Genomic DNA, 20,426 nt, shown 5'->3' on the forward strand with positions numbered 1-20,426 from the left:
GCCGTCGCCTTCATGACCGGCGCCAAAACCCCCGACGGCGCGACAGAGGCGGCCTGAGCGATGAGCACGACCGAGGCGCCCGGTCGGAATGGCCGGGCGTTTTCATTTGGGGTTGCGTCCTTGGCTTGGGGCGACCATCCCGGGCCTCGCCTGCCCCTTCTCCGGGAGGGCGCATTGGCGAGGACAGAGCGGACACGAGTGACCAACGGGCTTGCAAGATAAAGCGCCCGGGCACCGGCCGGACGAAGCGCCCACTCAAGGCTCTGACGCACCCGGAAGCCTCCACACCAGAACACCCGCGCCCCTCGCGAGCGCGGGTTTCTCGTGAAACATAAATGGGTCGTCAGTCGCGGCGGCCCGCTTCCAGCGCATCCTCGAAGGTGCGCAAACCGGTTCTCGGAGCCTGAACCAGCACCGCCATATTGCCCGGCTTATGCTCGTTGCGCAGCATCTTGGTATGGGCCTGCGGGATCTGATCCCACGGGAAGACTTCGGACATGCAGGGGTCCAGACGCCGCTCTACCATCAGCTTGTTGGCCGAGGCCGCCTGCTTGAGGTTAGCGAAGTGCGAGCCCTGCAGACGCTTCTGGTGCATCCACATGTAACGCACGTCGAAGGTGCAGTTGAAGCCGGAGGTGCCGGCGCAGATCACGACCATGCCGCCCTTCTTCACCACCAGCGTCGAGACCGGGAAGGTCGCCTCGCCAGGGTGTTCGAAGACCATGTCCACGTTCACGCCCTTGCCGGTGATGTCCCAGATCGCCTTGCCGAACTTGCGAGCCTCTTTCAGCCATTCGTTATATTCCGGCGTGTTGACCGTGGGCAGCTGCCCCCAGCAATTGAACTCCTTGCGGTTGATCACGCCCTTGGCGCCCTGATCCATCACGAACTGGCGCTTGCTCTCGTCCGAGATCACGCCGATCGCATTTGCGCCCGCGGTGTTCGCGAGCTGGATCGCATAGGAGCCGAGACCGCCAGAGGCACCCCAGACCAACACGTTCTGGCCGGGCTTGAGCTCATGCGGGTGGTGACCGAACAGCATCCGGTAGGCGGTGGCCAGCGTCAGCGTGTAGCAGGCGGCCTCTTCCCAGGTCAGGTGTTTCGGGCGCGGCATCAGCTGTTGCGCCTGCACGCGGGTGAATTGCGAGAACGAGCCGTCATGCGTCTCGTAGCCCCAGATCCGCTGGCTGGGCGAGAACATCGGATCGCCACCGTTGCATTCCTCGTCGTCGCCGTCGTCCTGGTTGCAGTGAATCACGACCTCGTCGCCGACCTTCCAGCGTTTGACCTTGTCGCCCACCTTCCAGACGATGCCCGAAGCGTCCGAGCCCGCGATGTGATAGGGCTGCTTGTGCCCGTCGAAGGGCGAGATCGGCACGCCGAGGCCTGCCCAGACGCCGTTATAGTTCACGCCAGCGGCCATCACGAGCACCAGCACTTCGTGGCTGTCGATCTCCCAGGTGTCGACGACTTCCTGCTGGAACGACTGCTCGGGCTCGCCATGGCGTTCGCGGCGGATCGCCCACGCGTACATTTTCGGGGGGACGTAGCCGAGGGGCGGCATCTCGCCGATCTCGTAAAGGTCCTTCTCCGGCGCGTCGTAGGGCGCGATCCCGGTTTCCTGATCAAGGGCCATGGCTCTCTCCTGTCAAAATCTCGCCGCGCCGCAGAATCGGGGCGGGTTGAGTAGGAGAGTTACGCATGGCCGAGTAACTTTGCAATAGTTGTAATGCATAGTTTTGAAATAATATGTCCCTGCCGTTTCGCGCGGCGCGGATCATAGATCAAAGTTCGGGGCAGCTGTAACTCCCGTCCTTGGCTCTTTTCGCTTTGACGAAACTGCCATCGCCGACGCTGCAGAGAAGCGCCCCGTCGGGGAAAGCTTCGCCTTCCTGGTTGCGCGCGTTCCTCACTGCGCCATAGGCTGCCTTGCCCCCTTCATAGCCAAGGTTTGTTGCTCCAACGGCGGTGTTGACCACCACCCGACCGCCGAGCTTGGCAGCATCCACGGAGTTGTCGGTGACCTGCTCTCGGGTGCAGGCGGGCAGAGTGGCAGCAAGGGCGAGGGCGGGAACGATCAGCAGTTTCAAAGGGCTCTCCTAAGGTGGTCTCCCCGTCAAAACCCCGCCCTGCTACGATGCGTTCCCTTGGGGCCGCCGCCTCGCCGCGACGCAGCGAATTGACAGGATCACAAAATTGAATTTAAACCATCCCAACGCGCAACAATATTGCGCAAGCAAGATTCGCACCCCGATGGAGGCCGCAATGACCGACACGATGCCCGCCAAAGACCGCCCCTGGCTGTTTCGCACCTATGCGGGCCATTCCACGGCTGCCGCCTCGAACGCGCTCTATCGCAACAACCTCGCCAAAGGACAGACGGGGCTCTCCGTGGCTTTCGATCTGCCGACCCAGACCGGCTACGACAGCGACCATGTCCTGTCGCGCGGCGAGGTGGGCAAGGTCGGTGTGCCGGTCTGCCATCTGGGCGACATGCGCGCGCTGTTCGATGAGATCCCTCTCGAGCAGATGAACACCTCGATGACGATCAACGCGACCGCGCCTTGGCTCTTGTCGCTCTATATCGCTGTGGCCGAGGAGCAGGGCGCGGATGTCTCGAAGCTGCAGGGCACGGTGCAGAACGATCTGGTGAAGGAATACCTGTCGCGCGGCACCTATATCTGCCCGCCGAAGCCGAGCCTCGCGATGATCACCGATGTCGCGGCCTATACCCGCGAGCACTTGCCGAAATGGAACCCGATGAATGTGTGTTCCTACCACCTGCAGGAAGCCGGGGCGACGCCGCAGCAGGAACTGGCCTTCGCGCTGGCGACGGCGATTGCAGTGCTCGACGATCTGAAAACCAAAGTACCGGAAGAGGCCTTCCCGGCGATGGTCGGCCGCATCTCCTTCTTCGTGAATGCGGGCATCCGCTTTGTCACCGAGATGTGCAAAATGCGCGCATTCACAGAGCTTTGGGACGAAATCTGCCGTGACCGCTACGGCGTCGAGGATGAGAAATTCCGCCGTTTCCGCTATGGTGTGCAGGTGAACTCCCTGGGCCTGACGGAGCAGCAGCCGGAGAACAACGTCTACCGTATCCTGATCGAGATGCTGGCCGTGACGCTGTCGAAGAACGCGCGCGCCCGCGCGGTGCAGTTGCCTGCGTGGAACGAGGCGCTGGGTCTACCGCGCCCGTGGGATCAGCAATGGTCGCTCAGGATGCAGCAGATCATGGCCTATGAGACCGACCTGCTGGAATATGGCGACCTCTTCGACGGTAATCCGGCGGTGACCGCCAAGGTCGAGGCACTGAAAGATGGCGCCCGCGCCGAACTCGAAACGCTCGACGGGATGGGCGGGGCGATCGCCGCGATCGACTACATGAAGTCGCGTCTGGTGGAATCGAACGCCGCCCGGATCAACCGCATCGAGGCCGAGGAGACCATCGTCGTCGGCGTGAACCGCTGGCAGCAGGGCGAGCCCTCTCCGCTGACCGCAGGCGATGGCGGGATCATGGTCGTCGACCCGGCGGTGGAGCAGGAGCAGATCGACCGGCTGAACGCATGGCGGGCCGAGCGCGACGAGGCTGCGGTGCAGGCTGCGCTGGCCCAGCTCAAGGCGGACGCGAAAGCCGGCAAGAACGTCATGGAAGCCTCGATTGCTGCCGCGAAAGCGGGCGCGACTACCGGCGAATGGGCGGGCGTGATGCGTGCGGTTCACGGCGAGTATCGCGGTCCGACGGGCGTCTCGCGTTCGCCCTCGAACCAGACCGAAGGGCTCGACGATATCCGCGAAGCCGTGGACGCGGTCAGCTCGCAGCTGGGCCGCCGCCTGAAATTCCTCGTCGGCAAGCCGGGCCTCGACGGCCACTCGAACGGCGCCGAGCAGATCGCCTTCCGTGCCCGCGATTGCGGTATGGACATCACCTATGACGGCATCCGCCTGACGCCGGAACAGATCGTCGCGAAAGCCATCGAGGACGAGGCGCATGTGGTGGGGCTGTCGATCCTGTCCGGCTCGCATATGCCGCTGATCGAGGAACTGATGGAGCGGATGCGCGCGGCGGGCCTCGACCATGTCCCGGTCGTCGTGGGCGGGATCATCCCGGATGAGGACGCGAAGAAGCTACTCAGCTTCGGCGTCGCCCGCGTCTACACGCCCAAAGATTTCGAGCTGAACCGGATCATGATGGATATCGTGACGCTCGCGACCCCGGCCGAGAAGGCGGCCTGAACGCGCAAGCCAATTGGGATCGGGAAGGGGCAGGCGTCTTCTTCTCGACCCAAATATCCCCGCCGGAGGCTCCCGGTGGCGGACCCCGCGAAAACCGCGCCCTTTCTCCCTTCCGCCCGCCAATATGCGCGGGTAAGGTCGCGCCATGACGACCCCCATGATCCAGTTTTCCGAGGACCAGGCCGAGGCTTGGGATGCCGTTGCTTCCGCGCTCGAGGCGGCGGGGGTCGATATTCTCGAAGGCGCGATGACGCCTGAAAGCGGCAGCAAACGCGTGCTGTCGGTGATCGGCAAGGCGGGGTCGGGCAAGACGCTGCTTCTGGCGGAACTCTACAAGGCGCTGGAGGCGGCAGGGGTCGATCTGGTCTCAGGCGATTTCGAGGGCAAGCGGCGCAAGGAGAAGCGCACGCTGGCGATCCTCGCGCCGACGAACAAGGCGGCGAGCGTGTTGCGCTCGCGCGGGGTGCCCGCGACGACGATCCACCGCATTCTCTACACCCCCGTCTACGACCCGGAATACGAACGGATCGCGGAATGGCTCACCGGTCAGGGCGAGCGTCCGAAGCCTGAATTGCTGATCGAGATGGGGCTCACCGAAGAGACGCTCGACCGGGCGAAGGCCTTCTACGATCTGCACAAATCGATCCCGGCGGCGCTGGCTTCGGCGGGGTTGCGCGGCTCGGATTTCATCAATGGCTGGAAACGTCGCGAAGACCCGCTCGATATCGGTTTTGTCGATGAAGCCTCGATGCTCGACGAGCGGCAGTTCGACGATCTGCGCGAGATTTTCCCGACGCTGGTTCTGTTCGGCGACCCGGCGCAGCTCGCTCCGGTGAACCAGTCGGGCGAGATGGTGTTCGAACGGCTGCCCGACGAGCGCAAACACATTCTGCACCGCATCCACCGGCAGGCCGAGGATAACCCGATCCTCGATCTGGCGCATATGCTGGGCGACGACAGCCTGACCTTCGAGCAGTTCGAGCGCGAGATCGAGAAGGCGGCGGCGAAGGATGACCGCGTCGTCTGGGCCGAGCGGGTGGAGAGCGATCTGATGGCGCGCTCGCCGGTACTTGTCTGGCGCAACGCGACGCGCATCCGGTTGATCCATGCCTTTCGTGCGGCCCATTCCGCGCCCGCCGACATGATGCTGCCGGGCGAGCCCTTGATCTGCGACGGGATCGAACTGCCGGTAAAGCACCGCAAGAAGCGGATTGATCTGGAAGCGCGCGGGCTGATCAAGGGCGCGCAGGTGATCTATCTCGGCCCCGGCAAGAAGCCCGGTTTCTCGCGGCTACATGTGATGGGGGCGGAAGATCCGCGGCTTTCGGCGGCCTCGATCGTGAAGATCGAGATGCCGGACGAGGAAGAGCCGTTCATTCCGTTCGCGGCCCGGATGGGCGCCACCTTCCTGCATGGGGCGGCAGTGACCATCCACAAGGCGCAAGGCTCGCAATGGGAGGATGTGCAGGTTTTCGCGCCAGATATCTACGCGGCTTACAGGGCAGGGCGCATCGAGGCGGGTATCCCGCTGTGGAAGCGGCTGGCCTATGTCGCGATCACCCGGGCGCAGCATCGCCTGCTCTGGGTGGTGCGGGCGCGGCTGGCACGGCCCTCGGCGCCGCTGACCATTGACGACCTGCCGAAAGGCGGCGGTAAGCTGGAACTGAAAGCCGAACCGCAGAACGGATAGGGCCGGAGCCTCCGGCGGGGATATTTGAGCCAAGGCGAAGGAGGGGCGAGATGGGCGTGATGGTGGTGACCGGGGCGAGTGCCGGGATCGGGCGCGCGGTGGCAGAGGCCGCGCTGGCCGAGGGCTGGCAGGTCGCCTGTCTGGCACGTTCGGAAGACAAGTTGGCGGAGGTCGCTGCGAAGGGCGACGGGCTGGCGGTGGTCTGCGACGTGAGCGATGCGGCAGCGGTGGAGCGCGCCTTCGCCGAGGTGGTCGCCAGGTTCGGCCGGATCGACGTGCTGTTCAACAATGCTGGGATGTTCCCGCCTGCGGCCTTGCCCGACGAGGTTACGCTCGAGGATTGGGATGCCTGTATCGCGGTGAACCTGACGGGGATGTTTCTCTGCGCCCGGGCCGCTTTCGCGCAGATGCGCAGGCAGGCCCCGCGCGGCGGACGGATCATCAATAACGGCTCGATCTCGGGGCAGGTGCCGCGCGCGAAATCGCTCGCCTATACGACCACGAAACACGCGATCAACGGCATGACCAAGCAGATCGCGCTGGACGGGCGCGATTTCGACATCGCCTGCGGGCAGATCGACGTGGGCAACGCGCGCACCGGGCTTCTGGCGAATATGGATGCGGCGGCGGCGAAGACGGCGGAGCCTACGATGGATGTGGCGAATGTCGCGCGCTCGGTGCTGTACATGGCGTCGCTGCCGCTGGATGCGAATGTGCTCAACATGACGGTGATGGCGAGCGGAATGCCCTTCGTCGGGCGTGGTTAACGCACGAAGCGGAAGATCGCAGCGGCGGCCCAGCCAGCGAAGACCGCAAGCGCCAGTGACAAAAGCCCGTAGAGCGGCGCGTTCTCATGGGCGAGCGAGTAGAGCCACCGCTCAAGCCCGACTTTGCGCACTTCGATCGCCGATTGGTATTTGTCCACCAGCTTGCCGCCGCGCAGTAGGAAGATGCGGGTCTTGTAATCGCCCTCGATGAGGTTCGCCGGCAGCGCGAAGTCGGCGCGGAACAGTGTGTCGTCGACGATATGCACGCCGCCCGACTCCATCTTGTAGAGGCCTTGCTGCTTGCGGATATCGACCATCGCCTCGGTGAATGGGATCGAATCCTCGACCGTGATCGGCCCGGAGAAGGCCCGCATCGCGAGCGGGATCGAGATGCGCTGCTGGATATCGGTGCGCCGCGAGAGGATGTCCTCCATCGGACCGGAGGTGGCGACGGCGTAATAACTGGGCGCGGCGGCCACGCCGACGGAGGCCGTGTTCACCCAGATGCCGAATTCGCGCGATTTGCGGCGGATCGTGACCGGGCCGAGCGGACCTTCCAGCGTCACGATCACCGCGAGTTTCTGCCCGTCGGGCTGCGGGGCCTCGCGCTTGATGGCGCCATAGATCAGGATTTGTGACCCATCGAAGGACGTTGTGATGCCGATGTTGTCACGGCTCAGCCCCGCGACGATCTGCTCGTCTGGCTCGGGGCGATTGGTGATCGGCATCCCGGGGCGCGCGGGGAGTACCTGCCGGGTCTGCGCCAAAGCGGGCAGGGCGGCTGCGCAAAGGCCGAGGACGAGAAGAGCGGCACGGATCATCATTCGCCCCCCGATGCGATGGAGTAGAGATTGGCCGGATGCAGCACGAGGTCGAGGCCGAGCTTGCCTGCGACGATGATCACGAGAAGCGCCAGCAAAATACGAAGCTGTTCCGCCTTCAGCCGCGCGCCCAGACGCGAGCCGATCTGTGCGCCGATCACGCCGCCGACGATCAGCAGCAGCGCCAGCATCACGTCGACCGTCTGATTGGTGATCGCGTGCATCAGCGTCGTGAAGGCCGAGACGAATAGAATCTGGAACAGCGAGGTGCCGATCACGACCTTGGTCGGCATGTTCAGCAGGTAGATCATCGCCGGAACCATGATGAAACCGCCGCCGACGCCCATGATCGCCGCGAGAATCCCGACCAAGGTGCCGACCAGCAGCGGCGGGATCACCGAGATATACAGGCCCGAGGCCCGGAACTTGAACTTGAAGGGCAGCTTGTGGACCCAGGTGTGCTGCACGCGTTTCTTGCGCGCGCCACCGCCCTTGCGCTGCTTTTGCAGAGTGCGGATGCCCTCCTGCAGCATAAGTAGTCCGATCAGGCCGAGAAAGACGACGTAGCAAAGCTGTACCGCGAGGTCGATCTGGCCGAGCGCGGTGAGCAGGTTGAAGACGTAGATACCGCTTGCCGAGCCAAGAAGGCCGCCCACCAGCAGCACGAGCCCCATCGGGATGTCGACCGCCTTGCGTTTGAGCTGCGCAAGAACCCCCGAGACCGAGGAGGCGACGACCTGGTTGGCGCCGGTCGCCACCGCGACGGAAGGCGGGATGCCGATGAAGAACAGAAGCGGCGTGATCAGGAAGCCGCCGCCCACGCCGAACAGGCCTGAGAGCAGCCCCACGATGCCGCCGAGCCCCAGCAGGGTGAAGATATTGACCGAGACTTCGGCGATGGGCAGGTAGATCTGCATGGACTGCACCCGCTGAGGAGGTTGCATCGTTAGTGTCCCCGAAGGACAGGCGAAGTCAAACCCCGCCGTGCCGCAGGGTTACAACTGTTGCAGATATCGTCGCAAAACTTGCTCGAGCTTGGCTGCGCCCATGGGGGCGATCGCCTTGGTCTGCTCGTGGCTGATATTCTCCTGCGCCATGCCCGCCCCCATATTGGTGATGACGGAGACGGCGGCGACGCGCAGCCCGAGGAAACGCGCAAGGATCACTTCCGGCACGGTCGACATGCCCACCGCATCGGCGCCGAAGACCTTGGCGGCGCGGATTTCGGCGGGGGTCTCGAAGGTCGGGCCGGAGAACCAGCAATAGACGCCTTCGGGCAGTTCGATCCCTTCGGCCTGGGCCGCGGCTTTGAGCCCGGCACGGATGTTCGGGTCGTGCGCCTCGGTCAGCGGCACGAAACGCGCATCCGAAGGCTCGCCGATCAGGGGGTTGTTGCCCGAGAAGTTGATATGATCGTTCAGCATCATCAGCCCGCCGGGCTGGATGTCCTCACGCAGGCTTCCGGCCGCATTGGTCAGCAGCAGGCTTTCGCAACCGAGCTCCTTGAGGATCTCTAGCGGGAGGCGCATCTCGGCGGGGTTGCCGTGTTCATAATAGTGAACCCGACCGCCGAAGACCGCGACGCGGACGCCTTCGAGCGTGCCGATCACCAGCTTCGGATTGTGGCCCGAGACGCCCGCATGGGGAAAGCCCGGAAGCTCCGAATAGGGGATCGCGACACCCTCGACCTCCTCGGCCAGATGGCCGAGGCCGGAGCCGAGGATCAGGCCGAGGCGCGGGGCCTCGTCGCCCGCGCGTTCGCGGATCAGTTGCGCGAGTTCAGCGCTCTTTGACATAGGGCTGCCCCCCTGCACGCGGCGGGATCGCCTTGCCGATGAAGCCGGCGAGGATGATCACGGTGAGGATGTAGGGCACCGCCTGCATGAACTGGATCGGCAGCGTGATGACGCCCAGATCGATGTTCGGATAGCGGTTCGAGATCGCTTCCAGCAGGCCGAAGAGCATCGTCGCGCCAAGCGCCGGAACCGGCCGCCATTTCGCGAAAATCAGAGCCGCGAGAGCGATATAGCCGCGGCCGGCGGTCATTTCCTTCACGAAGCCAGCCGCCAGACCGGTTGCCAGATAGACGCCACCCAGCCCCGCCAGAACGCCGGTGATGGCGACGGCGGTGTAGCGCATCCGGATGACCGAGATGCCCGCGGTGTCGACCGATTCCGGGTTCTCGCCCACCGCGCGCAGGCGCAGGCCGAAGCGGGTGCGGAACAGCACCCACCAGGTGATCGGCACCATCGCGAAGGCGACATAGACGAGGATCGAGTGGCCCGAGATCAGGTTCGAGTAGATCGGCCCGAAGAAGGGAACATCCTTTATCGCGTCCGCACCGGGCAGCGTGATCGGATCGAAGCGCCCGTTGCCCGAAAGCTGCGGTGTGCGACCGCCCTGCTGGAACCAGCTTTGTGCGATCAGCACGGTAAAGCCCGAGGCAAGGAAGTTTACCGCGACGCCGGAGATCAGCTGATTGCCGCGGAAGGTGATCGAGGCGAGGCCGTGCACGAAGGCGAGGCTCATCGAGCCCGCGACACCCGCCAGAAGACCGAGCCACGCATTGCCCGTCACCGCCGCGACCGCGCCGGAGAAGAAGGCGGCCATCAGCATCTTGCCTTCAAGGCCGATGTCGAAGATGCCTGCGCGTTCCGAGAACAGGCCCGCGAGGCAGGCCAGCAGCAGCGGCGTGCCGAGACGAACGGCGCTATCGAGAATTTCGATGATCGTTCCGAAATCCATCTCAGGCCTCCTTCCGGGCGTTGGCGCGCGCGACGAAGAAGCTCTCGATCGGTGCGCGCAGCATGTTGTCGAAGGCCCCGGTGAACAGGATCACCAGCGCCTGGATCACGGTGATCAGCTCGCGCGGGATCGTGGTTTCCAGCGCCAGCTCGCCGCCGCCTTGGTAGAGAAAGCCGAAGAGAAGTGCTGCAAGGAACACGCCGAACGGGTGGTTGCGGCCCATCAGCGCGACGGCGATCCCGATGAAGCCTGCGCCCTCGACCGAATTCAGCACGAGACGATGCGCTTCGCCCATCACGTTGTTGATCGCCATCAGCCCGGCGAGGCCGCCCGAGATCAGCATCGCGGCCATCACGATCTTCACCGGCGAAATGCCTGCATAGCGCGCCGCGCTTTCCGACCGCCCGAAGGCGCGAATCTCGAAGCCCAGCTTCGTGCGCCAGATCAGTACCCAGACGAGGTAGCAGGCGAGGATCGCCACGAAGAACGACACGTTCGCCGGGACCGATTTCGAGAAGAACTGCCCGACGAGCGGGAAATCATGGAAGGTCGGCAGATGCGTCGCGGGCCCGAAGCGCGCGGTGGCCGGGTCCATCGAGCCGCGCGGACGCAGCACGTTGACCAGCATGTAGTTCAGCACCGCCGCGCCGATGAAGTTGAACATGATCGTGGTGATCACGATATGGCTGCCGCGCTTGGCCTGCAGATAGGCCGGGATCGCCGCCCAAGCCGCACCGAAGATCGCGCCGCCCGCCATCGCCGCGATCAGCGCGATGCTCCAATGTGGCCACGGGAAGGCCAGCAGTACCAGCGCCACGCCAAGCCCGCCGAGCGTCGCCTGGCCCTCGCCGCCAATGTTGAACTGGCTGGCGTGATAGGCGACCGCGACGGCGAGGCCGGTGAAAATGAAGTTCGTGGCGTAATACAGCGTGTAGCCCCAGCCATAGGGCGAGCCGAGCGCGCCCGAGACCATGACCTTGATCGCCTTGATCGGGTCTTCACCGATCAGCAGCACCACGATCCCCGAGATCACGAAGGCGATCAGCAGGTTGAGGAGCGGGATCAGGGCCACGTCGACCCATTTCGGTGTCTTTTCCATTATTGGCTCTCCTCGGGCGCGGCGATGGTCCAGCCGTCCATGCCGCGCACGTCCTCGCCGCCCATGCCCGCCATCAGGCAGCCCATGCCGGTCTGCGTGGCGGTCTCGACGGGGCCGATGCCCATGATCTGCCCGTCGAACATGACCGCGACCCGGTCCGAGAGCGCCCGGATCTCGTCAAGCTCGACCGAGACCAGCAGGATCGCAGCGCCTTGGTCGCGCAGTTCGATGATGCGTTTGTGGATGAATTCGATCGCGCCGATATCGACGCCGCGGGTCGGTTGCCCCACCAGCAGCAGGGCCGGATCTCTTTCGATCTCTCGCGCCAGCACGATTTTCTGCTGGTTGCCGCCCGAGAAGCTTTTTGCCGGCAGGGTCGGGATCGGCGGGCGCACGTCGAAACGCTCCATCGCCTCGGCGGTGTGGGCGACGATCCCCGTATTGTCCATCACGAAGCGGTTCTTCTGATAGGCCGGATCCGAGTGATAGCCGAAGATCATGTTCTCCCACGCGGAGAAATCGAGGATCAGCCCGAGACTGTGGCGATCTTCGGGAACGTGCGAGATGCCCCGACGCCGCCGCGACTGGCCGTCGCTATGCTTGCCGGTGAGGTCGATCTCTTCGCCGTTGATGCGGATGTTGCCGGTGCCCTTGGCGAAACCGCCGAGGATTTCCAGCAGTTCGGATTGGCCGTTGCCCGCCACGCCCGCAATGCCGAGAATCTCGCCCGCGCGGATTTCGAGATTGATGCCCTTGAGGCGTTCGATCCCGTCTTCGTCCTTCACGCGGAGGTTCTCGATCTCCAGTACGGTCTTGCCGGGTTGGGCTGCCGTCTTGTCGACGTTCAGCAGAACCTTGCGGCCCACCATCAGCTCGGCGAGTTGCTCTGGCGAGGTCTCGGCGGTCTTCACGGTCGCCGTCATCTCGCCGCGGCGCATCACAGAAACAGTGTCGGTGATCTCCATGATCTCGCGCAGCTTGTGCGTGATCAGAATGATCGTCTTTCCTTCCTTGCGCAGGAAATCGAGAATGCGGAACAGGTGGTCGGCCTCGGCGGGCGTCAGCACCCCGGTCGGCTCGTCGAGGATCAGGATATCCGCCTGACGATACAGCGCCTTGAGGATTTCCACGCGCTGCTGGTGGCCGACGGAAAGCTCTTCGATCTTCTCGTCGGGATCGACGTTGAGCTCGTATTCCTCGGCGAGGCGCTTGAGTTCCTTGCGCGCCTTCGACAGCGAGGGGCGCAGAAGCGCGCCATCCTCGGCGCCAAGGATGATGTTCTCGAGCACGGTGAAATTCTGCACCAGCTTGAAATGCTGGAAGACCATGCCGATGCCGGCGCTGATCGCAGCCTGGCTGTCGGGGATATGAGTGTGCTTGCCCTTGATCCAGATCTCGCCCGCATCCGCCTTGTAGAAGCCGTAGAGGATCGACATCAGCGTGGATTTCCCCGCGCCGTTCTCGCCGATGATGCCGTGGATCGTGCCGGGCATGACCCGGATCGAAATGTCCTTGTTGGCCTGCACCGTGCCGAAGGCTTTCGAGATGCCTTTCAGCTCGATCGCGGGCGCGCCCGTGGGCGTTGCGGCAGCATGGGCCGCCTCGGCCGCATCGCTGGCGTTTTCAGTGGCAAGGGCGGCAGTTGCCTGCCGCCCCGCGTTGTTCGACTCTGTTCCGTTCATCACTCGACCGGGCAGCTGTCATCCGACATGTAGTCATGCACTTCGATCTTGCCCGAAGCGATGTCGGCTTTCGCCTGCTCCACCGCTTTTTCCATCTCGGGGGTGACGAGCGACTTGTTGTTGTCGTCCATTGCGACGCCAACGCCGTTATCGGCGAGACCCATCACCTTAATGCCCGGCTTCAGATCGGGACCGGCCGAGAACGCGTCATAGACGGCGTTGTCGACGCGCTTGAGCATCGAGGTCAGAACCTTGCCCGGGTGCAGATAGTTCTGGTTGCTGTCCACGCCGATCGACAGGACGTCGGCGTCGGCAGCCGCTTGCAGAACACCGATGCCGGTGCCGCCGGCAGCGGCGTAGATCACGTCGGCGCCTTGGCTGATCTGGGCCTTGGCGATCTCGCCCCCCTTCACCGGGTCGTTCCAAGCCGCCGGGGTGGTGCCGGTCATGTTCTGGATGACTTTCGCGTCCGGATTGGCCGCTTTCACGCCCTGCACGTAGCCGCAGGCGAATTTGCGGATCAGCGGGATGTCCATGCCGCCGACGAAACCGACGGTACCGGTTTTCGAGGCCATGCCAGCCATCAGGCCGACGAGATACGAGCCTTGCTCTTCCTTGAAGACGATCGACTCGACATTGGGCTGGTCGACGACCATGTCGACAATCGCGAATTTCGTGTCGGGATAGTCGGGGGCGACGGTGTTGAGCGTGTCGCCGAAGGCGAAGCCGGTCATCACGATCGGATTGGCACCCGACTCGGCGAGTTTGCGCAGGGCCTGCTCACGCTGAGCTTCCGACTGCATTTCCAGTTCCTTGTAGGAGCCGCCGGTCTCTTCCGCCCAACGCTTCGCGCCGTTGAAGGCGGCTTCGTTGAAGCTCTTGTCGAACTTGCCGCCCAGATCATAAATGATCGCGGGATCGGCCAGCGCGGCCCCGGCGCTCAGCGCGAGCGCGGTCGCGGCGCCGAGGAACTTGGTGAAATAGGTCATGGATTACTCCCGAGTCGTTATGGCCCTGTTGGAAAAGCCTGTTGGCGCGCTCTGTTCGGCGCGCGGACACAGCGATTTGGGCAGAGCTTGCCGAGGGGGTCAAGCGTCAAGTTGCGGATGACGCGAGGTCGCGAGACAAATTTGATTGAACGGTCAGCTTCCCGCTCTAGAGAGTGGCAGCGTAAGAACCAGCGCGTCGATGCGTTCGCCCTCCGGACCGCGGTAATAGCCCTTGCGACGGCCTGATTCCTTCCAGCCGGTCGCTGCGTAAAGCGCGCGTGCGGCATCATTCTCGGCGGAGACTTCTAGGAAAGCGCTCTCGGCCCCCAGCTCTGCGGCTTCTTGCGCGAAACGCTCGACCAACGCGCGTCCCGTGCCGTTGCGGCGCGCTTTCGGGTCGACGGCGAGGGTCAGAAGCTCGGCTTCGCCCGCGATGACGCGTCCCAGCAGGAAGCCTCGGTTCTCGTTCAGCAGAAAGGTGCCGGGACCGCGCATCAGATCCCGGAACTCGGCTTCGTTCCAAGGGCGTGGCGTGGTGAAACAGGCGGCGTGCAGTTCGGCGAGAGCTTCGGCGCGCATCAGTCGAGGATCCTTGGCGGCGGATCGGAGGGCGGGGCGGCATCTGCGGCACGCAGGTAGAGCGGCGCGGGCCGTTCGCCGGCAACCACTTCGCGCTTCGCCGCGATGCGTGCGATCGCTTCGGCCGGCGAAAAAGCCGCAGGCGCGACAGCGGCGCCGATCCGTTGGGCGACCGCTTCGGCTGCGGAGCCGATGCACGTCAGCCCGGGTTCGGTCAGCCCTTCGGGCAGCGCGTCGAGATCGTGCAGATCGAGCGAAACGGGCCGGGCCATGCGGAATCCTTCGAGATAGACACGCTCGCGCGGGGCTGCGACCGCCGCAAGCACCGGGCCCTTACTACCGAATTGTGTGGCCTCGGTGATCGAGACGCCCAGAGCCGGGGCCCTCAGGCTCAGTGAAAGCCCGCGTGCGGCGGATACGGCGATACGGACGCCGGTGAAATTTCCCGGTCCGATCCCGACGCCGATTCGCGTCACGTCGCGCCAGCAAACGCCCGCCTCGGCGAGGAGTTCTTCCAGAAGCGGCACAAGCCGTTCCGCCTGACCACGTCCCATCTCTTCGTGGCGGGAAGCGAGGCAGTCTTCACCCGACAGCAAAGCGGCCGCGCAATGCGCGGCCGATGTGTCGAAGCCTAACGTCAGATCAGGCATTGACCGGACGCACCTCTGAAACCTCGGGGATGTAATGTCTGAGCAGGTTCTCGATCCCCATCTTGAGCGTCAGCGTCGACGACGGGCAGCCTGCGCAGGCGCCCTGCATGTGCAGGTAGACCACGCCTCGCTCGAAGCCGTGGAAGGTGATGTCGCCACCGTCCTGCGCCACGGCCGGGCGCACGCGGGTGTCGAGCAACTCCTTGATCTGCGAGACGATCGTACCGTCCTCGCCGTCATGCTCGGCATGGCCCGAAGGCGCAGCTTCGCCTTCGATCACCGGGGCGCCGGACTGGAAATGCTCCATGATCGCGCCGAGGATCGCCGGTTTCGCATGATCCCAGCTGGTCGTGTCATCCTTCGTCACGGTCACGAAATCCGAACCGAAGAACACTCCGGTCACGCCGGGTACTGCGAAAACGCGCTTGGCCAGCGGCGATTTGGCCGCCGTCTCGGCGGAGGGGAAATCAGCGGTGCCGGTCTCCAGCACGGTCTGGCCGGGCAGGAATTTCAGCGTCGCGGGGTTCGGGGTCGTCTCGGTCTGAATAAACATCGCGTGCCTCCTTGGCTTGCCGCTGATATGCGCCTTCCGACTGAATTAATCAAGTAATCGCGGCTATGCGCTAGATGATGCGCGGCGCGATCTCGGCGGGATCGGCCACCTCCGGGCGCCAGAATGCTTCCGCTTCCGGCCCGATCCGCGCGAGAGCGGCCCCGAAGTCACGATGATTGACATGGCGCCAGAGCGCAAAGGCGGTGGCCTCGATGGCGTTATCGGGGGTCAGGTTGTGATGTGGGCGCAACGCCTGCGCTTCGCGCGTCATCTCGGTCCGGCTGCCGAACGGGCGCGGCGCTGCCATCACATCCCAGTGATACAGGAAAACCGCACGTACCACCGCAGGCAGGCAATCGGCGAAGGCGATGGCCTCGACAGGGCGCAGCCGCGCGCGGAAGGTCACGAAAACCCCCTCGATCGCCGTGTAGGTCATGTTGTCGGAATCGAGGCCCATCCGATCGCGCGCATCTGCGAGGAAAGAGGCGAACTCCTTCTGCGCATGGCGATAGGTCCAGGGCATCGGCATCGGTCAGGTGATCTGTTCGAGCTTTTCCTTCGACATCTCGCCCGGCACGATCGTCAACGGGCAGGGCAGCGTCCCCGCCTGCTTGACCATCTGCGTCACTAGCGGACCCGCGCCGCCCTTGCCTGAGCCCGCGCCGAGTACCAGAACGCCGATCTCGGGATGCTCGTCCATCACGGCGATGATCTCGGGCACCGGCTCGCCTTCGCGGATCACCAGTTCCGGCTCTACGCCCTGCCGGTCGCGCATCCATTTCGCGAAAACCTCGAAATGCGCCTCGATCCGCTCGCGGGCTTCGTCGCGCATGATCTCGGCTACGCCGATCCAATGCTGATACTCGTCGGGTGGAATCACCGAAAGGATGATCACGCCGCCGCCGGTATGGTTCGCGCGCATCGCCGCGAACCGCATCGCGTTGAGGCATTCGCGGGTATCGTCGAGCACAACCAGAAACTTGCGCATGGCTCCTCCGGGACGGGGTGTCTGCGGATCATCGCCCGGCGAGGGGCCTTTGGCAACCGCAGGGGTGTCGAGGCTCAAAGCGGCGAGCCTTGCGCCCAGTCCATATAGGCTTCGCGCGCGCGCTGTGTGCCCTTGCCGGGCGTGTAGCTGACATCGTCGAAGCCCGCGACCGGGGTGACCTTTGCGAAGTTGCCGGTCAGGAAGACCTCGTCGGCATTGCGGAAATCGTCGAGCGTCAGCACCGCTTCATGCACCGTCTCGCCGCCCTCGCGCAGAAGGCCCATGATCCGCTTGCGCGTGAGGCCTGCGAGGAAGGTGCCGTTCGGCATCGGCGTGAAATACTCGCCATCCTTTACCATCCAGACATTCGCGGTCGCGCTTTCGGCGACGTTACCCATGGCGTCCTGCACCAGCGCATTGCCGAAGCCCTTGCGCTGCGCCTCGACCAGCATTCGGGCGTTGTTCGGATAGAGGCAGCCCGCCTTCGCGTCGGTGACGTTGTCGGCAAGAACGGGACGGCGGAACTGCGTCGTGGTCAGCGTCGTCGACTTGCCGGGGTCGGGCATTGCCACCTCTTCGAGGCACAGCGCGAATCCGGTTTCGCCGGGCTTCGGTGCGACGCCCAGATCCGAGCCCGCGATCGCCCAGTACATAGGGCGCACGTAGACAGCAGCACCCTTGTCATATTTCCGTAGCCCCTCGCGCGCGATTTCGACCATCTCCTCGGGTGCGATGGTCGGCGTGATCATCAGCGCCTCGGCGGAGCGGTTGGTGCGTGCGCAATGCAGGTCTAGATCGGGCACGACCCCGTCGAAAAGTCGCGCCCCGTCAAAGACCGAGCTGCCCTGCCAAAGCCCGTGATCGGCGGCGCGCATCACGGCGATATCGCCCTCGTGCCATGCGCCTTCGAACCATGTGCGGATGTTTTTGCCGAATGCCATCGGTGCCTCCTTCGTATCGGGCGCGATCCAACCACTGGCGTCCGGCGAAGTCCATACAGCCGATTGTATCGGTGTCAGGTGCCGTGAGGTCCGGTCACATCTCGTGACCTGGCGGCGTTAACCGCATCGCAACTGGAAGAGGCATAGGCTCGCGAAGGTTTCGTTTCTTCGGTGATGATCCATAGCAGGAGAATTGGCATGACCCAGGTCCGGCGCAGGCGCAAACGTCTCTTCGATCTGACGCTGGCGATGCTCGCGCTACCCATGGTGGTGCCGCTGATCGCGCTGGTCTGGCTGGTCATCGCGATGGTGCAGGGGCGACCGTGGTTCCACGGGGGTGAACGGATGCACAGTCCCACGCGTAGCTTCCGCATGTGGAAGTTTCGCACGATGGCGGCGGATCCCGGCGATTACGGCGTCTCCGGCGGACATAAAGCCGGACGGATTACGCCGCTTGGCCGGCTGTTGCGCCGCTGCCACGCGGATGAATTGCCGCAAATATGGAACGTGCTGCGCGGCGACATGAGCTTCGTCGGACCGCGCCCGCCGCTGCGCGAGGTGGTGGAGCGATTCCCCGCGCTTTACGCACAGGTGCTTACAAGTCCGCCGGGGATCACCGGGCTTGCGAGCGTACAGTTCGCCGCGAAAGAGGCGCGGCTGATGGCATCTTGTCGTTCCGCGGAGGAGGCGCGGCGGATCTATGACCGCGTCTGCGTTCCACAGAAAGCGCGGCTTGATCTGCTGTACCAACGTCGGGCCTCGTGCTGGCTCGATCTCGCGCTGATCTGGCAAACCCTGCGCGGAGCGCGCGCATGAGTTCGGTGCTCACCGACAAGATCGCGACGCGGCTGATCGCATTGTCGCGCCCGCGAAAGGCGGCTGTCATCGCGGCGCTCGATGCGCTTCTGGCGATAGGATGCCTTGCCGCAGCAATGCATTTCGCAACCACGTCGCCGGGATGGAGCCTTGGGCTCCCTTCGCCGATCTTTCTGACGGTGGGGGGTATCGTCGCCGCATCAGTGAGCCTCGGCACCGGTCTTGCCCGCTTGCCCCTGAAGGACTTCGCAAGGGACGGGGCGGGGAAGGCATTGGGTGTCTCCTGCCTTCTGGTATTTGCCCTCTGGATCAGTCCTGGATGGCGAGGTGGCGCGATCGCATTCTTCTTCGGGGGCGCGTTCCTGTCTGGCCTCGTGGCTCAACGCTGGGCTCTTCTGGGGCTGACCGCAGTGCTGTATCGCCGCTCGTACGTCGTCTCGCGCATCGCAATCTACGGCGCGACCCCGGAGGGGCTCGCGCTGGCACGGGCGTTGCGCGATCGATCCGGTTTCTTGACCTGCGCGTTTCTCGATGACAGCCCGGTTCTGCGCGGTGCGACCTTGGACGGGGTTCCGGTTCTCGGCCACGTGACGCGCGAGGCGTTGATCCGCAAGTTCAACGTCGATCGCGTCGTTCTCGCCGACCCGCTCCTGCCCACGCCGCGCAAGGCCGCGCTGGCGCGAGACCTCTCGGCCCTCGGACTGCGCTGCGAGGCATTGCCGGATTTCGCGCTTCTGGTCGGTGGCGCCGATCTCGCCGCGCGGCTGCAGCCGGTGCGCTCCGAACGGTGGCTTGGTCGCTCAGAGATCACGGAAGACGATCCGCCCGACGCGGAGTTCTACTGCGGCAAAACCATGCTCATCTCGGGGGCGGGCGGTTCCATCGGGGCGGAGCTTTGCCACCAGATACTCGCCTGTCGTCCGGCGAAACTGGTCCTTCTCGAGCTATCGGAAACGGCGCTCTTCACAATCCTCTCCGACCTGAGCCCGCTGGCGGAGCGCGCGGGCACCGAACTTGTCACGCGGCTCGGCTCTGCAGCGGATGCGGCGCTGGTGCATGAGATATTCGCGCGCGAAACGATCGACGTCGTATTCCACGCCGCCGCCTACAAACATGTCGTTCTGGTCGAGCAGAATCCCTTCTCGGGATGCGCGAATAACGTCGCCGCCACGGTCTGTCTCGCGCGCGCCGCCCGCGCCGCGAAAGTTGCGCGTTTCGTGCTGATTTCGAGCGACAAGGCGATCGCGCCCCGCTCGGTCATGGGGGCGTCTAAACGAATGGCCGAATTGGTCGTGCAGGATCTTGCGCGCCGTGCGGGCGCGACCGTCTTCTCCATCGTGCGCTTCGGGAATGTGCTCGGCTCATCCGGGTCGGTCGTGCCGATATTCGAGCAACAGATCGCGCAGGGCGGGCCGATCACGCTCACCGATCCCGAGGCCACGCGCTACTTCATGACGATCGCCGAGGCCGCGCGGCTTGTGCTGATCGCAGGGCGTTGGGAGGGCGCAGGACGGGTCTATGCACTCGACATGGGCGCGCCGATCCGGATCGGCGATCTCGCCCGGCAGATGGTCGAAGCGCGCGGGTTGCGCCTTCGCGGACCGGACTGTCCAGAAGGCGATATCGAGCTTTTGCCTATCGGCCTGCGTCCGGGCGAGAAATTGCATGAAGCTCCGGTGACCGGCGCGCGTAGCCAAGCGACCGCACATCCGAAGATTCGAGATGTCCCCGTGCCTCATCTCTCGAGACGCGAGACCGCCATGTTTCTGCGCTATCTCGACGCTGCCTTGGGGCAGCGTTGCGCGGCGCGGCTGGATGAGATCATCTCGCGTCTGCAACGGTTGGAGGGCGACGACCCTGCTTCGCCTGT

General features: G+C 64.4%; 19 protein-coding genes and 1 pseudogene. 5 read left to right on the forward strand and 15 right to left on the reverse strand.

Translation table 11 applies throughout. From position 1 onward, the window contains the following. Window positions 1-343: 343 nt before the first annotated feature. Both ccrA and B6V76_RS17120 read right to left on the reverse strand, forming a co-directional pair. Window positions 344-1,636, reverse strand: a complete 1,293-nt coding sequence (ccrA, locus tag B6V76_RS17115; RefSeq protein WP_075773779.1) for a crotonyl-CoA carboxylase/reductase — start codon at window positions 1,634-1,636, stop codon at window positions 344-346. A 148-nt stretch (window positions 1,637-1,784) separates the two neighbouring features. Beyond that, a complete protein-coding gene (locus B6V76_RS17120; protein WP_088719433.1) occupies window positions 1,785-2,090 on the reverse strand; it encodes a hypothetical protein in 306 nt (101 codons plus the stop codon). Between the two features lie 163 nt (window positions 2,091-2,253). On the opposite strand from B6V76_RS17120, the gene B6V76_RS17125 reads away from it, so the two are divergent. From B6V76_RS17125 to B6V76_RS17135, 3 genes are all read left to right on the forward strand, one after another. Beyond that, the gene (locus tag B6V76_RS17125; RefSeq protein ID WP_276206141.1) at window positions 2,254-4,236 is read left to right on the forward strand and encodes a protein meaA; all 1,983 of its coding nucleotides are present in this window, start codon (window positions 2,254-2,256) and stop codon (window positions 4,234-4,236) included. Between the two features lie 145 nt (window positions 4,237-4,381). Beyond that, window positions 4,382-5,926 (forward strand): AAA family ATPase, encoded by a 1,545-nt coding sequence (locus B6V76_RS17130; protein ID WP_088719434.1) that lies wholly within the window; start codon window positions 4,382-4,384, stop codon window positions 5,924-5,926. Window positions 5,927-5,976: 50 nt separating this feature from the next. Then, window positions 5,977-6,693: an SDR family oxidoreductase gene (locus B6V76_RS17135; RefSeq protein WP_088728017.1), complete on the forward strand. Its 717-nt coding sequence runs from the start codon at window positions 5,977-5,979 to the stop codon at window positions 6,691-6,693. Here B6V76_RS17135 and B6V76_RS17140 read toward each other — a convergent pair. From B6V76_RS17140 to B6V76_RS17200, 13 genes are all read right to left on the reverse strand, one after another. After that, entirely contained in the window at window positions 6,690-7,514 is an 825-nt protein-coding gene (locus B6V76_RS17140) for a TIGR02186 family protein (RefSeq protein ID WP_166504624.1), read from the reverse strand. The two genes, B6V76_RS17135 and B6V76_RS17140, sit on opposite strands and share 4 nt — an antisense overlap. Continuing rightward, window positions 7,514-8,431, reverse strand: coding sequence for a sulfite exporter TauE/SafE family protein (locus tag B6V76_RS17145; RefSeq protein WP_075773784.1), 918 nt, complete (start codon window positions 8,429-8,431; stop codon window positions 7,514-7,516). The genes B6V76_RS17140 and B6V76_RS17145 overlap by 1 nt, the downstream gene beginning before the upstream one ends. 78 nt (window positions 8,432-8,509) lie before the next feature. After that, on the reverse strand, window positions 8,510-9,310 hold the full coding sequence (locus B6V76_RS17150; protein ID WP_088728018.1) for a purine-nucleoside phosphorylase: 801 nt from the start codon (window positions 9,308-9,310) through the stop codon (window positions 8,510-8,512). Further along, a complete protein-coding gene (locus B6V76_RS17155; protein WP_075773786.1) occupies window positions 9,294-10,259 on the reverse strand; it encodes an ABC transporter permease in 966 nt (321 codons plus the stop codon). The genes B6V76_RS17150 and B6V76_RS17155 overlap by 17 nt, the downstream gene beginning before the upstream one ends. A 1-nt stretch (window position 10,260) precedes the next feature. Beyond that, window positions 10,261-11,358 (reverse strand): ABC transporter permease, encoded by a 1,098-nt coding sequence (locus tag B6V76_RS17160; protein ID WP_088728019.1) that lies wholly within the window; start codon window positions 11,356-11,358, stop codon window positions 10,261-10,263. Next, complete coding sequence (locus B6V76_RS17165) at window positions 11,358-13,040, reverse strand: ABC transporter ATP-binding protein (protein WP_088728020.1); 1,683 nt, start codon at window positions 13,038-13,040, stop codon at window positions 11,358-11,360. The genes B6V76_RS17160 and B6V76_RS17165 overlap by 1 nt, the downstream gene beginning before the upstream one ends. Next, window positions 13,040-14,029: a BMP family ABC transporter substrate-binding protein gene (locus B6V76_RS17170; protein WP_075773788.1), complete on the reverse strand. Its 990-nt coding sequence runs from the start codon at window positions 14,027-14,029 to the stop codon at window positions 13,040-13,042. Before B6V76_RS17170 ends, B6V76_RS17165 begins: the two co-directional genes overlap by 1 nt. Before the next feature lie 153 nt (window positions 14,030-14,182). After that, the gene (gene rimI / locus B6V76_RS17175; RefSeq protein ID WP_088719439.1) at window positions 14,183-14,608 is read right to left on the reverse strand and encodes a ribosomal protein S18-alanine N-acetyltransferase; all 426 of its coding nucleotides are present in this window, start codon (window positions 14,606-14,608) and stop codon (window positions 14,183-14,185) included. After that, window positions 14,608-15,258 carry a tRNA (adenosine(37)-N6)-threonylcarbamoyltransferase complex dimerization subunit type 1 TsaB gene (tsaB, locus tag B6V76_RS17180; protein WP_075773790.1) on the reverse strand — a complete coding sequence of 217 codons (651 nt, stop codon included), beginning with the start codon at window positions 15,256-15,258 and terminating at the stop codon, window positions 14,608-14,610. The genes rimI and tsaB overlap by 1 nt, the downstream gene beginning before the upstream one ends. Beyond that, complete coding sequence (locus B6V76_RS17185; RefSeq protein WP_088728021.1) at window positions 15,251-15,811, reverse strand: NifU family protein; 561 nt, start codon at window positions 15,809-15,811, stop codon at window positions 15,251-15,253. Before B6V76_RS17185 ends, tsaB begins: the two co-directional genes overlap by 8 nt. Window positions 15,812-15,881: 70 nt before the next feature. Continuing rightward, window positions 15,882-16,340 (reverse strand): DUF2267 domain-containing protein, encoded by a 459-nt coding sequence (locus B6V76_RS17190; protein WP_088722214.1) that lies wholly within the window; start codon window positions 16,338-16,340, stop codon window positions 15,882-15,884. Between the two features lie 3 nt (window positions 16,341-16,343). Continuing rightward, entirely contained in the window at window positions 16,344-16,799 is a 456-nt protein-coding gene (locus tag B6V76_RS17195; RefSeq protein ID WP_075773793.1) for a universal stress protein, read from the reverse strand. 74 nt (window positions 16,800-16,873) lie between these two features. Beyond that, window positions 16,874-17,740: a branched-chain amino acid aminotransferase gene (locus tag B6V76_RS17200; protein ID WP_075773794.1), complete on the reverse strand. Its 867-nt coding sequence runs from the start codon at window positions 17,738-17,740 to the stop codon at window positions 16,874-16,876. A 198-nt stretch (window positions 17,741-17,938) separates the two neighbouring features. Here B6V76_RS17200 and B6V76_RS17205 point away from each other — a divergent pair, with 198 nt between their 5' ends. Next, a complete protein-coding gene (locus B6V76_RS17205; RefSeq protein ID WP_075773795.1) occupies window positions 17,939-18,556 on the forward strand; it encodes a sugar transferase in 618 nt (205 codons plus the stop codon). 854 nt (window positions 18,557-19,410) lie between these two features. After that, window positions 19,411-20,262: pseudogene (locus tag B6V76_RS20205) on the forward strand (polysaccharide biosynthesis protein); the annotation flags it as partial. Between the last annotated feature and the right edge of the window lie 164 nt (window positions 20,263-20,426).

Source organism: Thioclava sp. IC9, assembly GCF_002213225.1.
Taxonomy (GTDB): domain Bacteria; phylum Pseudomonadota; class Alphaproteobacteria; order Rhodobacterales; family Rhodobacteraceae; genus Thioclava; species Thioclava nitratireducens.

What these genes read in the sequence shown, in the direction of transcription:
- ccrA (WP_075773779.1), bottom strand. Translation starts at nt 1,636, where the DNA reads ATGGCCCTTGATCAGGAAACCGGGATCGCGCCCTACGACGCGCCGGAG.
- B6V76_RS17125 (WP_276206141.1), top strand. Translation starts at nt 2,254, where the DNA reads ATGGAGGCCGCAATGACCGACACGATGCCCGCCAAAGACCGCCCCTGG.
- B6V76_RS17130 (WP_088719434.1), top strand. Translation starts at nt 4,382, where the DNA reads ATGACGACCCCCATGATCCAGTTTTCCGAGGACCAGGCCGAGGCTTGG.
- B6V76_RS17135 (WP_088728017.1), top strand. Translation starts at nt 5,977, where the DNA reads ATGGGCGTGATGGTGGTGACCGGGGCGAGTGCCGGGATCGGGCGCGCG.
- B6V76_RS17140 (WP_166504624.1), bottom strand. Translation starts at nt 7,514, where the DNA reads ATGATCCGTGCCGCTCTTCTCGTCCTCGGCCTTTGCGCAGCCGCCCTG.
- B6V76_RS17145 (WP_075773784.1), bottom strand. Translation starts at nt 8,431, where the DNA reads ATGCAGATCTACCTGCCCATCGCCGAAGTCTCGGTCAATATCTTCACC.
- B6V76_RS17150 (WP_088728018.1), bottom strand. Translation starts at nt 9,310, where the DNA reads ATGTCAAAGAGCGCTGAACTCGCGCAACTGATCCGCGAACGCGCGGGC.
- B6V76_RS17155 (WP_075773786.1), bottom strand. Translation starts at nt 10,259, where the DNA reads ATGGATTTCGGAACGATCATCGAAATTCTCGATAGCGCCGTTCGTCTC.
- B6V76_RS17160 (WP_088728019.1), bottom strand. Translation starts at nt 11,358, where the DNA reads ATGGAAAAGACACCGAAATGGGTCGACGTGGCCCTGATCCCGCTCCTC.
- B6V76_RS17165 (WP_088728020.1), bottom strand. Translation starts at nt 13,040, where the DNA reads ATGAACGGAACAGAGTCGAACAACGCGGGGCGGCAGGCAACTGCCGCC.
- B6V76_RS17170 (WP_075773788.1), bottom strand. Translation starts at nt 14,029, where the DNA reads ATGACCTATTTCACCAAGTTCCTCGGCGCCGCGACCGCGCTCGCGCTG.
- rimI (WP_088719439.1), bottom strand. Translation starts at nt 14,608, where the DNA reads ATGCGCGCCGAAGCTCTCGCCGAACTGCACGCCGCCTGTTTCACCACG.
- tsaB (WP_075773790.1), bottom strand. Translation starts at nt 15,258, where the DNA reads ATGCCTGATCTGACGTTAGGCTTCGACACATCGGCCGCGCATTGCGCG.
- B6V76_RS17185 (WP_088728021.1), bottom strand. Translation starts at nt 15,811, where the DNA reads ATGTTTATTCAGACCGAGACGACCCCGAACCCCGCGACGCTGAAATTC.
- B6V76_RS17190 (WP_088722214.1), bottom strand. Translation starts at nt 16,340, where the DNA reads ATGCCGATGCCCTGGACCTATCGCCATGCGCAGAAGGAGTTCGCCTCT.
- B6V76_RS17195 (WP_075773793.1), bottom strand. Translation starts at nt 16,799, where the DNA reads ATGCGCAAGTTTCTGGTTGTGCTCGACGATACCCGCGAATGCCTCAAC.
- B6V76_RS17200 (WP_075773794.1), bottom strand. Translation starts at nt 17,740, where the DNA reads ATGGCATTCGGCAAAAACATCCGCACATGGTTCGAAGGCGCATGGCAC.
- B6V76_RS17205 (WP_075773795.1), top strand. Translation starts at nt 17,939, where the DNA reads ATGACCCAGGTCCGGCGCAGGCGCAAACGTCTCTTCGATCTGACGCTG.